Here is a 13,424-nt window from a genome sequence, read left to right as displayed (position 1 = left end):
ACATACCCCCAGGGGGTATATTCCCGCGGCGGGCGATTCCCTGTGACCGAGGGGTCAGAGCTGGACGGCGGCGGCCGGCAGGAGGCCGAACTCGACCAGCTCGGCGTCGGTGAGGAGGCGGCTGCGGATCATGAAGCGCTTGCCCTCGGGCGCTTCGACGCTGAAGCCGCTCCCCCGCCCGTCGACCAGGTCGACGGTGAGGTGGGTGTGCTTCCAGTACTCGAACTGCGTCCGCGACATGTAGAACTCGATCGGGGCGAGCCCGTCGACGTGCAGCGTCTCGACGAGCACGTCGGACGCTCCCGTGCGGAACATCCCGACCGGGAAGCACATCGGCGAGCTGCCGTCGCAGCACCCGCCGGACTGGTGGAACATCAGCGGCCCGTGCAGCTCGCTCATCCTCCGCAGCATGCCGGCTGCCGCCTCGGTCACGTCGACTCGCGTGCTGTCCATGGGCGGTGTCCTCTCGGGGTGGTGTGTCGGCGGGGGGTCTCGATACGCCCGCTGCGCGGGCTGCTCGACCAGCATGGAAGGGCCTGCAACCGCGGGAAGCGCGACCCGGATCCCAGGTGCGAAGCGGAGCGAGGACGCCTTGCTCCCGCATCCGCTGAAGGACGTGGGTCTCGATACGCCCGCGATGCGGGCTACTCGACCAGCATGTCCGCGGCACGTGCGAAGCGGAGCGAGCGCCACCACCGCGTCCGGGCGGGGCGGCAGCAGGGGAGAGCGCGGAGCGCGAATCCGCGTGCCAGCGGATTCGCGGAGCGCGACGCTCCCCGCTCCACTCGGCGCGACCACCTCGGTCAGCCGACCGCGGCGGTGATGACGAGCGGAGCGAGGAATCGCCGCACAGCGGCTCAGAAGAAGCCCATCGGTCCTTCCGCGTAGGAGACCAGGAGGTTCTTCGTCTGCTGGTAGTGGTCGAGCATCATCTTGTGGTTCTCGCGGCCGATGCCGGACTGCTTGTAGCCGCCGAAGGCCGCGTGGGCGGGGTACTGGTGGTAGGTGTTCGACCAGACGCGGCCGGCCTCGATGGCGCGGCCGGCGCGGTAGAGCTGGGCGCCGTTGCGGCTCCAGACTCCGGCGCCGAGGCCGTAGAGGGTGTCGTTGGCGATGGCGATGCCGTCGTCGAAGTCCTCGAACGAGGTGAGGGCGAGGACGGGGCCGAAGATCTCCTCCTGGAAGATGCGCATGGAGTTGCGCCCCTCGAAGACCGTCGGGTTGACGTAGTAGCCGCCGCTGAGCTCACCGCCGAGGTCGGCGCGGTCGCCGCCGATGAGCAGCTTCGCGCCCTCCTGCTTGCCGATGTCCATGTAGGAGAGGATCTTCTCCAGCTGGTCGTTGGAGGCCTGCGCGCCGATCATCGTCGAGAGGTCGAGCGGGTTGCCCTGCTTGATCCGGCCGACGCGCTCGAGTCCGTCGCCGACGAAGTCGTCGTAGATGGACTTCTGCACGAGGGCGCGGGAGGGGCAGGTGCAGACCTCGCCCTGGTTGAGGGCGAAGAACGAGAAGCCCTCGAGCGCCTTCTCGTAGAAGGAGTCGCGCTCGGCGGCCACGTCGGCGAAGAACACGTTGGGGCTCTTGCCGCCGAGCTCGAGCGTGACCGGGATGAGGTTCTCGCTCGCGTACTGCATGATCAGGCGGCCGGTCGTCGTCTCCCCGGTGAAGGCGATCTTGCGGATCCGCGGGTGCGAGGCGAGCGGGGCGCCGGCCTCGATCCCGAAGCCGTTGACGATGTTGAGGACGCCCGCGGGCAGCAGGTCGTGGATGAGGTCCATCAGGACGTGGATCGACGCGGGGGTCTGCTCGGCGGGCTTCAGGACGATGCAGTTGCCGGCGGCGAGCGCGGGGGCGAGCTTCCAGACCGCCATCAGGATCGGGAAGTTCCAGGGGATGATCTGGCCGACCACGCCGAGCGGCTCGTGGAAGTGGTACGCGATGGTGTCGTGGTCGATCTCGGAGACGCCGCCCTCCTGGGCGCGCAGGGCGCCGGCGAAGTAGCGGAAGTGGTCGATCGCGAGCGGGATGTCGGCGGCGAGGGTCTCGCGGACCGGCTTGCCGTTCTCCCAGGTCTCGGCGACCGCGAGCAGCTCGAGGTTCGCCTCCATCCGGTCGGCGATGCGCAGGAGGACGTTCGCGCGCTCGGCGGGGCTGGTCTTCCCCCAGCTCGGGAACGCCTTCCAGCCTGCCTCGACGGCGCGGTCGACGTCCTCGGCGGTGCCGCGGGCGATCTCGCAGAAGGGCTTGCCGGTGACGGGGGTGATGTTCTCGAAGTACTGGCCCTTCGCCGGGGCGACGTACTCGCCTCCGATGAAGTGGTCGTAGCGCGAGCGGAACGAGGCGACGGATCCCTCCGTGCCCGGGTTGGCGTAGACCGTGGACTCCGGTTCCTTCGGTGCCTGGTCGGCTACCGGGTCGGCGTACAGCGTCATGTGGACCTCCATCGACGTCGTTGTCGGGTGAGTGCGGGGTGTCGCGCTCGGTCCGACCGTACGTCGCGGGAGGTTGCACACCGTTGCACGGCCGCGACGACGGACACGTCGGCCGGGTGCCGGTCAGCGCTGCTCGGCCTCGAGCTCCTCGAGGTGCGCGACGATGCCGGCGCGGCGGGGCGAGCGCCGCGGCAGGATCCGCAGCAGCTCGGCCCAGACCTCCACGTCGTCGTGGCCGTCGGGTCCGTGCGCGTAGGCGAGCAGCGTCTCGGCGGCGGCGCTGGTGAGCACGGTGGCGCGCACGCGGGCGCGCAGCTCGTCGGCGATGGCGCGGACACCCGGCGCCTCGGAGCCGGGCAGCGGGGCGCCCGCGTAGGCGTCGAGGGCCAGCCGGTGCGCGCCGCGGTCGAGCAGGCCGACCACCTGGCGCGCGTCGAGGTCGACCGGGCTGGCGAGGCGGTACGGACGCGAGAGCGGGACCAGCCGCGGGAGGCGCGGCTCGAGGATCCGGCGCAGGCGCACCATCTCGGCACGCACGGTGACCACGGCGTCCTCCCGCCCGTAGAGCAGCTGGGCGAGCGCCTCGGCGGACAGCCCCGCTCGGTGCCAGGCGAGGAGGGTGAGGATCTCGGCGTGCCGGGTGGAGAGCTCGAGCTCGACGCCGTCCGCGGTGACGACGCCGGTCTCGCGGCCGAGGACGCGCAGGCTCGGCGCGCGGGCCGCCGCGGGCCGCGGGTGCGCGCGGCGCGGGCGCTGCAGCCGCTGCACCATCAGCTGGCTCTCGACGGCCGCCGCGGTCGCCTCCATCAGCGGCAGGGTCTGCGGGGCGACGACCTCCGCGCCGCCGGTGATGTCGATGACGCCGAGGATCTCGTGCGTCTCGGGGTCGTGGATCGGCACCGCGGTGCAGCTCCACGGGTGGACGAGGGAGGCGAAGTGCTCGGCGCCGTGGATCTGCACGCCGTGGTCGAGCACGAGGGCGGTCCCGGGGGCGGAGGTGCCGACGTCGGGCTCGGCCCAGGCCGCGCCCTCGACGAAGAGCATCCGCTCGGCGGAGCTCTTCAGCGCCTGATCGCCGTCGATCCAGAGCAGCCGCCCCAGCGCGTCGCCGACGGCGACGAGAACGCCGCTGTCCTCATCGGCGTCGCGGACGAGGAGGCGCCGGATGACGGGCAGCACCGAGGCGAGCGGGTGGCCCATCCGGTACTCGCGCAGCTCGTCGCTCGAGAACGACAGCGGGGCGGTGAGCCGCTCGGGGTCAAGGCGGTGGCGGCGCGCCCGCTCCCAGGACGCCTCGACCAGCGGGCGGCGGCGACCGCTGCCGGGCAGGGCGAGCCAGGGGTTGGTCATCGGATCCGCCCCTCGTCGTCGATCGGTGAGGCGCTCGGGCGCCGCGGCAGGGCAGAGGCTACTCCGCGAGGCTCGACGGCGCCTCAGGCGCGGGACTCGAGGCCGATGCCCGGCGCTCGACGCCCCTCCCCCCGCGCGGGCAGCGCCAGGAGCAGCACGGCGAGCACGAGCACCGCGACGCCGACGACCGCCTCGGCCGTCAGGCGCTCGCCGAGCAGAGCCACGCCGAGGAGCGTCGCCGTCGCCGGCTCGACGAGGGTCAGCGTCGAGACCGTGGCGGCCGGCAGGAGGCGCAGGCCCCGGGCGAAGAAGGTGTAGGCGACCGCGACCGTCACGACGCCGAGCCAGAGCACGGCCGGGACGGACCCCGCGAGACTCGCGGGACCGCCCACCAGCAGCACCGGGAGGGCGAGCAGCGCGGCCGTGCCGAACTGCGCGCCCATCGCGGCCACCGGGCTGAAGCCGCGCTCGAGCAGCAGCTTGCCGCAGACGGCGTAGAGCGCGTAGGAGGCGCCCGCCCCGGCCGAGCCGGCGAGACCGAGTGCCGACACTCCGCTCGCTCCGCCGCCGGTGAGCAGCCCCGCGAGCAGCACGACGCCGACCGCGGCGAGCGCCGTCGAGACGAACCAGCGCGGACTCGGGGCGGTGCGCAGCACGAGCCACTCGAGCAGCCCGGTGAAGGCGGGGGCGGAGCCGAGCGCGACGATCGTGCCGACCGCGACGCCGTTCTGGGCGGTGCCGGTGAAGAAGGCGGGCTGGTAGGCGGCGACGCCGGCCGCGCCGAGGAGGACGAGCAGCACCGTCGAGGCGCGCGGGCGGCGCCGGGGGCGGCGGGGAGCGCGTGCCGTCTCGACCCCGAGCAGGGCGGCCAGCAGCGCTCCGCCGAGCACGATCCGGGCGGCGCCGAGCAGCAGCGGATCGACGCCCTGCGCACCGAGCGACTGCGCGGTCCCGGTGGTGCCGAAGCAGACCGCGGCGAGGACGATCGCGCCGATGGCGGAGCCGCGTGACCCCATCTCCGCCCCGTCCCCGCGGCCGATCGGCGCGCGGGCTCCAGTCTGGCAGCGGCGGACCTCCCGCCGTTCAGCTTCCGGGCCCGGGATGGCGGTACGGTCGAAGCGAAGGCGGGTGGAGCATGGGCATCGCGGAACCGTTCGACGTGGAGAGCTACCGTCGCAGCGCGCACGGCAGCCTCCACGACCACTTCTCGATCCGCGAGTTCGAGGAGGCGCCGCTGGATCGCGAAGCGATCGTCGCGTCCGCCTACCTCCGCGCTCTCGAGCACGCTGCCGTCGTGCGGGTGCTGCCGCTCGCTCGAGCGCACCCCGACCCCCGGGTGCGGACGTTCGCGACGAGCTGGGCCGCCGAGCGGCACCGCATCGCCGATGCGCTCGGCGAGGTGCTGGCCGCCTCGCCGCGGATCCGCGGCGTCGACACGACCCCGGCCGAGCCCCGCCCCCGGCCCCGGCTGCTGCGAGACCGGTCCGCGCGGCTGCTCGCGGGGCCGATCGCCCTCGCGCTGGCGGTCGACGCGCAGATCGCGCTGCACGCCTACCGCCGGCTGGCGCGGCTGTCGCTGCACCCCGAGATGGAGCGGCTCGCCGAGACGATCGCGGCGATCCTGGAGCGGCACGCCGACTTCTTCGGCGAGCTCGCCGGGGACACGATCGGCCGGCCGCTGCGGCGCCGGGTCGTCGCGGCCGCCGTGCTCGCCGCGGTGCGGCTGCCGGTGGGCGAGGCGGCGCTGCCCGAGGAGCTGGCCCGCGAGGGACGCGAGCTGGTCTTCGGCCGCGACGACGGCGGGCTCGACGGGATCGACGCGGGTGTCGTCGCCCTCTACGCGCTGCCCTGCACGGCGGCGCGACGGCTGCTGCGGCCGCACCGGACGCTGCCGCTGCGCGCGGCGGTGCAGGCGGGTCGGATCGGTGCCGACGTGGTCGCGGGAGTGCGGGAGCTGCGGCTGCTGATCGCGGACTGAGGCGGCGGCGATCCCGGGAGCCGGGGTCGTCGAGGACGGTCTCCGCGCTACGCCGATTCCCGCTGGACGAGGCTGACGGGCAGGATCGGCTGCCGGTCGACCTCGCGTCCCTGCAGGACGGCGACGACGGTCTCGGCAGCGATGCGGCCCATCTCCGCGAGGGGCTGGCGGATGGTCGTGATCGGGGGGTCCGTGGTGGTCGCGATGACGACGTCGTCGAAGCCCACGACCGAGACGTCCGTCGGCACGCGTCGTCCGGCTGCCCGGAGGACGTGAATCGCGCCGTGCGCCATCAGGTCGGAGGAGGCGAAGACGCCGTCGAGGTCGGGATAGCGCTGCAGGAGGCGCACCATCGCGGTCACACCGCTCTCGACCGTGAACGCACCGTGCGCGAGGGGCGTGTAGTCGATGCCCAGGTGCTCCAGTTCGTCGCGCCAGCCGCGCAGCCGCTCACGAGCGGGCTTCATGTCGTGGGGGCCGGAGATGATGCCGAGCCGGCGACGGCCGGACTCGGCCAGCACTCGCGCGGCGAGCCGTCCGCCCCCGTAGTTGTCCGCGTCGATCACGAGCGCGTCGTCCGCGAGGGCGACCCGCGGTCGGCCCACCCAGGCGATGGGCGCGGGAGAGTCCGCCAGCTCCTGCGTCACCTGCGTCATCTCGTTCTGCAGGATCACGATGGCCCCGTCGACCGCGCGCGTGCGGAGGAGCCGGGCGACGCGGCCCCTGTCGTCGTAGTCCGCGGGCAGCAGGACCGGCTGGACTCCCTGCGCGTGCAGGCTCGCCGCGGCGCCCTTCAGGACCGCCGTGAGGATCGTCCCGGGCAGGCGGTCGAGATCCTCGAAGGCGACGATCAGCGCGATCGAGCCCGCGCGTCCCCCGCGAAGCATGCGCGCGGCGCCGTTCGCCTCGTAGCCGAGCTGCTTCGCGGCGCGCTCCACGGCGGCGGTCATGCCGGCGTCGACGTTGGTCCTGCCCGCGAGCACTCGAGCGGCGGTCGCGCGCGACACCCCCGCGATGCGCGCGACGTCCACCAGTGTCGGTTCAGCCATCGCCTGTCCTTCTGTCGAGGAGGAGCGACTGTCACGGCGTCGCGGGAGCGCCACGAGTCACCGTCCTGTGCTCCGAAGACACAGGATGTCAGAGTTCGGTTCGTGCACTGTCAGGTGACGCCGAGAGGTCGCTGACGCGGCGGGACGCAGTCCCGCGTGATGTCGGATTCCCCCTCCCGCCGAAACACCGGCGTCACCTGCCTGGGGTACGGTGACCGCCGGGGTTCGCGAGGAGACGCATGCACGGAGGACGACGGCTGGCACGGCGCCTCGGCGTCGGCGCCCTCGCCGCGCTCGTGCTGGCGGTCGGCGCCGGGATCCCGGTCTACGTGCTGCCCGCGACCGATCCGGTCCCCGAGCACGCCGACGCGGTCCTCGTCCTCGGGCCGCCCACCCGCGCGCGCACCGAGCTCGGCCGCGACCTCGTCGAGGCGGGCGTGGCCGACACCCTGGTGATCTCGGTCTGGGCCTCGGATCTCGCCGCGGCTCCGGGCGAGAACGACGTGGTGGCCTGCGACGAGCCGGACATGGACGTGATCTGCTTCACCGCCGAGCCCGGGACCACCCAGGGCGAGGCGCGCGCCCTGGCCGACGACGCGCGCGCGGACCACTGGGGCAGCGTCGTCGTCATCACGCAGACCCCGCACATCGCACGGGCACGGCTGCTGCTCGACCGCTGCTTCGACGGCGAGCTCTCGATGGTGTCCTCCGGCGAGCCGTACACGCTCGGCGACTGGGCCTACGAGTACGTGTACCAGACCGGCGCGTTCGCGAAGGCGCTCGCGGACCCGGCCTGCTGACCGGACAGGCGCCGACCCGCGTTGCTCAGCCGAGCAGCTCCCGCACGTCCTCCGCGGTGATGCCGCCGGTGGCCGCCGCGCCGTCGTCGGACATGACGGCCGCGAACAGGGCGGCCTTCGCCTCCTTGAGCGCCATCACCTTCTCCTCGATCGTGTCCTTCGCCACGAGCCGATAGACCATCACCGAGCGGGTCTGGCCGATGCGGTGCGCGCGGTCCACGGCCTGCGACTCCGTCGCCGGGTTCCACCACGGGTCGAGCAGGATGCAGTAGTCGGCCTCGGTGAGGTTGAGGCCGAAGCCGCCCGCCTTCAGCGAGATCAGGAACACGCCCGCCTCGCCGGAGCGGAAGCGGTCGATCACCTCGTCGCGCTTCTTGGTGGCGCCGTCGAGGTAGGCGTACTCGACACCCGCCGCGTCGAGCCGGCCGCGCACCCGGCCGAGGAAGCGGGTGAACTGGCTGAACACCAGCACCCGGTGGCCCTCGGCGAGCGCGTCGGCGAGGAGCTCGTCGAGCAGGTCGAGCTTGGTCGACGGCACGGTGGCGTGCGCCTCGTCGACGAGGGCCGCGTCGAGCGCGACCTGGCGGAGCACGGTGAGCGCGCGGAAGATCGCGAAGCGGTTCTTCTCGAAGTCGCCGATCAGTCCGAGCACCCGCTGCCGCTCGCGGGCGAGGTAGGTGTCGTAGACCTTCCGCTGGCGGGTGCCGAGCTCGACCTCGATGGTCTGCTCCTGCTTGGGCGGCAGCTCCGTGGCGACGAGCTCCTTGGTGCGGCGGAGCATCAGCGGGCGGATGCGACGCCGCAGCTGGCTGAGGCGCTCGGTGTCGGCGTCGCGCTCGATCGGCTTCTGGTAGTACTCGGCGAAGCCGGCCGGCGAGGGGAAGAGGCCCGGAGCGACGATCGACAGGAGCGACCACAGCTCCATGACGTTGTTCTCCATCGGCGTGCCCGTGATGGCGAGCTTGAACGGCACGTCGAGGCGCCGGGCGAGCTGGTGGGTGGCCGACTGGCGGTTCTTGACGAACTGCGCCTCGTCGAGCAGGAAGCCCGACCACTGGATGCCGGCGTAGGACTCGTAGTCGAGCCGGAACAGGGCGTAGGAGGTGACGACCAGCTCGGCCTCGCCGATCATCGTCGAGAGCGCCTTGCGCTTCTTCTTCGAGGTCTCGTCGATCCCGACCACGCGCAGGCCGGGGGCGAAGCGCTTGGCCTCGCCGACCCAGTTGGGCACGACGCTCGTCGGGGCGACGACGAGGAACGGGCGCGGCGAGGTGCCCGCGCTCTCGGCGGCCGCGCGCTGCTCCTGCATCACCCGGGTGACGAGCGCGAGCGACTGCACGGTCTTGCCGAGGCCCATGTCGTCCGCGAGCACGCCGCCGAGCTGGTTGTCGTAGAGGAAGGACAGCCAGTCGTAGCCGAGCTGCTGGTACGGCCGCAGCTCGACGGCGAAGCCCTCGGGCAGGGCGCGGGACTCGAGGGCGCCGGTGGCGGTGAAGCCGGAGAGGCCCTCGACCGAGCGGCGCCAGGCCGCGGCCTGCGCCTCGACGACGCCGAGCTCGACCAGCTCGTCCCAGAGCGAGGACTGGAAGCGGCTGATCCGGAGCGTCTCGCTCGGGTCGTCGGAGAGCTCGCGCGCCTCGGCGATCAGCTCGCGGAGGCGGCCGAAGCGCTCGTCGTCCAGGGCGAAGTAGACGCCGCTCGGCAGCACCATGTACTCGTCGCCACGGGCCAGGGCGAGGAAGATCTCCGCGAGCGGGACCGCCTCGTCGTTGACCGTGACCGAGATCTCGAGGTTGAACCAGTCGCGGCTGTCCGGCTGGGCGACCGTCTGCACGGCGACGACCGGGGCCGTCTCGGCCTCGCGGTACTCGACGCGCTGGCCGATCTCCTCGATCTCGACGGTGCCGAGCTCGCGCAGGCGCTCGACCTCGCCGGTGAGGAAGCCGACGGTCTGCATGCCGCGCAGGTCGAAGGTCGGGCGGAGGCGGCGGCTCGAGGGCGAGACCAGGGCGGGCGTCGACTCCGGGTCGATGCCGGCGCCGCCGAGGGAGTCGAGGATCCGCTGCTCGGCCTCGGCGTCGCGGTAGCCGGACTCGTCGTCCAGGCGGAGCGGCAGGCGCTCGGCCTCGGTGCCGCGACCGCCCTCGATGCCGTAGCGCCACCACCAGGAGCCGCGCAGGCCCGCGCCCTCGGTGTGCTCGAGGGTCAGGCCGAGGCGCGGCTCGGGGACGGGCGGCGCCTCGAAGGAGCCGTCGCGCGACACGATGTCGAAGAGGCGGTGCAGGCGCTGGTAGTGCTCGGTGAGGAAGGCCGACTCCTCCTGCTCCGGGATGCGGATCGGCTCGCTGCTCCAGAGGAAGGTGCGCGCGGAGGAGACCAGCGGGGCGGCGAACGGCACGAGCGTGACGGCCTTGCCGCGCAGCTCGTCGCCCTCGTCCCAGGTGTAGAGGCCGACGGCGGGGTCGCCGATGAAGCCGAAGTGCTCGGGCGCCGGGTGGTCGCCGATCGCGACGAGCGAGCGCAGCTCGAGGCCGGCGGGGGTGCGGGTGACGTCGATCGAGGCGGTCGCGGTGGTGTCCAGGATCTTCAGCGGGGTCTGGTCGCGGTCGCCCATGACCAGGCCGATGCCCGCGCGGACGGCGCCGTGCAGGGCCGCCCAGATCGCCTCGCTCCGGCACTGGTCGAGGTAGAGCCAGGTGTCGGGCGAGTAGTAGCTCGAGGCGCTGTGCCCCGAGAGCAGGCCCTGCATCTCCCGCACGACGTCGATCTGGCGCTCGTCGTAGTCGTGGCTGTAGTGCAGGTAGCCGAGGTCGCGCCAGCTGGTGCCGGTGCGCACCCAGCGGTCGCGGTCGCCCATCCGCACCGGGCGGACGCCGAGGCGCGGGCGCGGCTCGGGCGGCGGACGGTAGCTGTTGTAGCGGCCGGGCGGGCGGCGCACGGGCTCGCCGGGGAGGAGCTCGAACTGGAGGCCGAGCGGGATGCCGGAGTGCGAGCGCTCGGCGCCGGCGAGCAGCGGAGCGAGGGCGCTGCGCCACTCCGGGACCGCGTCGACGGCGGCCTCGCCGGGGAACGGGCCGCTCAGGGCGCCCTCGCGCTCGCGGCGCAGCGCCTCGATCAGCACGGCGGCGACGTGCTTGCACTCGTGCTTGACGGGGCAGCTGCAGGCGCCGCCGAGGAGGATCGAGTGGTCGCCCTCGTCGCGCAGCTGCACGCTCACCGCGTAGGGCGAGCGGCCGGAGCCGCGGACCTGGCCGAAGAGCCGGGTGCGGCCGCCGAACCACTGCAGCTCGGCGACGCGGCCCTCGTCGGCGTAGGCGACGCCCTTGTCGAGGGCGGCCGAGCCGACGAGACCCCGGATGTCCTGCTCGCTGAACGGCTCGCGACCCGCTGCCCCGGGCGCGGCCGAGGGCGGCAGCACTTCCTCGGGGGGACTCCGGCGGGCCATGGACCTCACACTCTCCGCGCACCGACCGGAGCGCATCCGTCCATTCAACCCGATTCCGGAGGCGCCGTGAGCCGCGGGGCGGGATCCGTGCCCTCGGCGCCCGCTCCTACGATGGACGGATGCCCCGCCTGTCGATCGTCTCGGCGCACACCTCGCCCCTCGAGCAGCCCTCGACCGGCGACGCCGGCGGGATGAACGTCTACCTCGCCGGGGTGCTGCCCGAGCTCGCGGCGCTGGGCTGGGAGGTCACCGTGCTGACCCGCGGCGAGGGCGTGCGGCGGCTCGCGCCGGGCGTGGCGGTGGTCGGGGTGCCGGTCGAGGCGGCGGACAAGTACGCGCTCGCGGCGTCCGCGCCCGCCTTCGCCGCGGCGGCCGAGGGCGCGGACGTCGTGCACTCGCACTACTGGGTGTCGGGGCTGGCGGGGGCGCTGACCGGCGCTCCGCACGTGCACTCGATGCACTCGAACTCGCTGGCGAAGAACGTGCGGCTGGTGCCGGGCGACGTGCAGGAGCCGGAGGAGCGGATCCGCGCCGAGCGCTCGGTGCTGGCCTCGGCGGACGCGGTGGTGGTCGCGGGGGCGTCGGAGCGGTCGGACGTCGTGGGCGGCTACGGGGTGGATCCGGCGCGCGTGGTGGTCGTGCCGCCCGGGGTGGATGCGCGGTTCTCGCCAGGAGCCGAGGAGCGGGCTCGGGAGATCGTGCTGCTCGGGCGGGTGCAGCCGCTGAAGGGGCAGCTGCTCGCGGTGCAGGCGCTGGCGCGGATCCCGATGGACGAGCGGCCGCTGCTGCGGCTGGCGGGCGGGCCGGCGCCCGGGCGCGAGGGATACCTGGAGGAGGTGCGCTCGACGGCGCGCGACCTGGGCGTGGACGAGTGGGTGAGCTTCGAGGGCGTGGCCGACCGGGAGACGGCGGCGGCGCTGCTGCGGCGGGCGCGGATCGCACTGGTGCCCTCGGCGGCGGAGACGTTCGGGCTGATCGCGCTCGAGGCGGCGGCGAGCGCGACGCCGGTGCTCGCGCGGCGGACGACCGGGCTGGTGGACGCGGTCCGCGACGGCGGGAGCGGCGTGCTGATCGACTCCGGCGACCCCGGGGCGTGGGCGGCGGAGATCCGCCGGCTGCTGGGCGACGACGCCGAGCGCGCGCGGCTCGGCCGCGGCGGGGTGCAGTGGGCGGCGGCGCACAGCTGGGCGGCGGCGGCGGCGCGCCTGGACGCGGTGTACCGCGGGCTCCTGCGGACGCGCTGACGCCGACATGCTGATCGAGTAGCCCTCGCCGAGGGCGTATCGAGATCCGGCGTCATTCGGTGGGCGGGTCTCGATACGCCGCTGCGCGGCTACTCGACCAGCAGGGAAGGGAGCGGCCCGCGCGGCGGGCCGCCCTCCTCATCGCGCGGCCCGCACTGCATGCTGATCGAGTAGCCCTCGCCGAGGGCGTATCGAGATCCACCGTCGTCCGGAGGGCGGGTCTCGATACGCGCTGCGCGCTACTCGACCAGCACGCAGACGCGCCGCGACCGCCGGCTAGTCGGCGATGGCTGTCGCGCCCGGGTCGAAGTGGGCGCCGCGGGTGGAGCGGTACCAGGGGGCGAGGCGGTCGGGCGAGACGGCGACCATGGCGGCGCCGGTGAAGCCGGCGTCGTTGCCGAAGCGGGCGGAGACGATCTCGGTGCCGAGGTCGAGGAAGCGGGCGAACTCGTCGAAGACGTGGGCCGCCGCTCCGCCGATCACGAAGAGCTGCGGCGAGAGCAGCATCTCGAGGTGCCGGTAGTAGACGTTGAGGCGCCCCGCCCACTCCTCGAGGGTGATGCCCTCGCGGCGGACCGCGGAGAAGCCGACGCGCGGCTCGAAGTCGGGGCCGTCGATGTGCACGTGGCCGAGCTCGGAGTTGGGGATGACCTCGCCCTCGTAGACCAGCGCGGTACCGATCCCGGTGCCGAGCGTCGTGAGCAGGCAGAGGCCCTCGCGGTCGCGCATCGCGCCGAACTCGCGCTCGGCCACACCGGCCGCGTCCGCGTCGTTGACGACGACGACGTCCACGCCGGTCGCCTCGGACAGCAGCGCCTGCGCGTCGATCCCGACCCAGCGCTGCGAGACGTGGGTGGTCTGCCGGACGATGCCGCCGCGGACGATGCCGGGGAAGCCGACGCCGACGGGAGTGCCGGCGATCGGCGAGACGTCGCGGACGATGCCGGCGATGGCCGCGGCGAAGTCCTCGGGCTCCTTGCCGGCGGGGTTCGCGACGGCGAAGCGGCGGGCGGCGCGCTCGCCGGTGGTCACGTCGACGAGGGAGGCCTTGATCGAGGTGCCGCCGATGTCGACGCCGACGGCGAAGCGCGGGAGGAGGCCGTCGTGGGGCTGGGTCACGGATGCT

Annotated in this window: 10 protein-coding genes; 3 read left to right on the top strand and 7 right to left on the bottom strand. The window is 73.7% G+C overall.

Going from position 1 to position 13,424, the window contains the following annotated elements:
• Positions 1-54: 54 nt before the first annotated feature.
• From HRK28_RS10840 to HRK28_RS10825, 4 genes are all read right to left on the bottom strand, one after another.
• The gene (locus HRK28_RS10840; protein ID WP_123736755.1) at positions 55-453 is read right to left on the bottom strand and encodes a DUF779 domain-containing protein; all 399 of its coding nucleotides are present in this window, start codon (positions 451-453) and stop codon (positions 55-57) included.
• A gap of 404 nt (positions 454-857) precedes the next feature.
• Positions 858-2,432: an aldehyde dehydrogenase family protein gene (locus tag HRK28_RS10835; protein ID WP_173251491.1), complete on the bottom strand. Its 1,575-nt coding sequence runs from the start codon at positions 2,430-2,432 to the stop codon at positions 858-860.
• 123 nt (positions 2,433-2,555) lie between these two features.
• A complete protein-coding gene (locus tag HRK28_RS10830) occupies positions 2,556-3,782 on the bottom strand; it encodes a helix-turn-helix domain-containing protein (RefSeq protein ID WP_173251490.1) in 1,227 nt (408 codons plus the stop codon).
• Between the two features lie 83 nt (positions 3,783-3,865).
• Positions 3,866-4,798: a DMT family transporter gene (locus HRK28_RS10825; RefSeq protein WP_173251489.1), complete on the bottom strand. Its 933-nt coding sequence runs from the start codon at positions 4,796-4,798 to the stop codon at positions 3,866-3,868.
• 119 nt (positions 4,799-4,917) lie between these two features.
• Here HRK28_RS10825 and HRK28_RS10820 point away from each other — a divergent pair, with 119 nt between their 5' ends.
• Positions 4,918-5,760, top strand: a complete 843-nt coding sequence (locus HRK28_RS10820) for a ferritin-like domain-containing protein (protein WP_173251488.1) — start codon at positions 4,918-4,920, stop codon at positions 5,758-5,760.
• A gap of 47 nt (positions 5,761-5,807) precedes the next feature.
• On the opposite strand, the gene HRK28_RS10815 is transcribed toward HRK28_RS10820, so the two are convergent.
• Complete coding sequence (locus HRK28_RS10815; RefSeq protein ID WP_160090709.1) at positions 5,808-6,809, bottom strand: LacI family DNA-binding transcriptional regulator; 1,002 nt, start codon at positions 6,807-6,809, stop codon at positions 5,808-5,810.
• Between the two features lie 239 nt (positions 6,810-7,048).
• Between HRK28_RS10815 and HRK28_RS10810 the strand changes: the two genes are divergently transcribed.
• Positions 7,049-7,609 carry a hypothetical protein gene (locus HRK28_RS10810; protein ID WP_173251487.1) on the top strand — a complete coding sequence of 187 codons (561 nt, stop codon included), beginning with the start codon at positions 7,049-7,051 and terminating at the stop codon, positions 7,607-7,609.
• A 25-nt stretch (positions 7,610-7,634) separates the two neighbouring features.
• Here the strand turns inward: HRK28_RS10810 and HRK28_RS10805 are convergent, their stop codons facing one another.
• Positions 7,635-11,054, bottom strand: a complete 3,420-nt coding sequence (locus HRK28_RS10805; protein ID WP_160090711.1) for a DEAD/DEAH box helicase — start codon at positions 11,052-11,054, stop codon at positions 7,635-7,637.
• Positions 11,055-11,173: 119 nt separating this feature from the next.
• On the opposite strand from HRK28_RS10805, the gene HRK28_RS10800 reads away from it, so the two are divergent.
• Positions 11,174-12,298, top strand: a complete 1,125-nt coding sequence (locus tag HRK28_RS10800) for a glycosyltransferase (protein WP_173251486.1) — start codon at positions 11,174-11,176, stop codon at positions 12,296-12,298.
• 276 nt (positions 12,299-12,574) lie between these two features.
• Here HRK28_RS10800 and HRK28_RS10795 read toward each other — a convergent pair whose 3' ends face one another.
• Positions 12,575-13,417 (bottom strand): ROK family protein, encoded by an 843-nt coding sequence (locus tag HRK28_RS10795; RefSeq protein ID WP_367948398.1) that lies wholly within the window; start codon positions 13,415-13,417, stop codon positions 12,575-12,577.
• Positions 13,418-13,424: the final 7 nt, after the last annotated feature.

Source organism: Rathayibacter sp. VKM Ac-2835, from assembly GCF_013266705.1.
Taxonomy (GTDB): domain Bacteria; phylum Actinomycetota; class Actinomycetes; order Actinomycetales; family Microbacteriaceae; genus Rathayibacter.
Note: the sequence above shows the minus strand (reverse complement) of the source record. Positions and strands in the feature narration are given on the sequence as shown.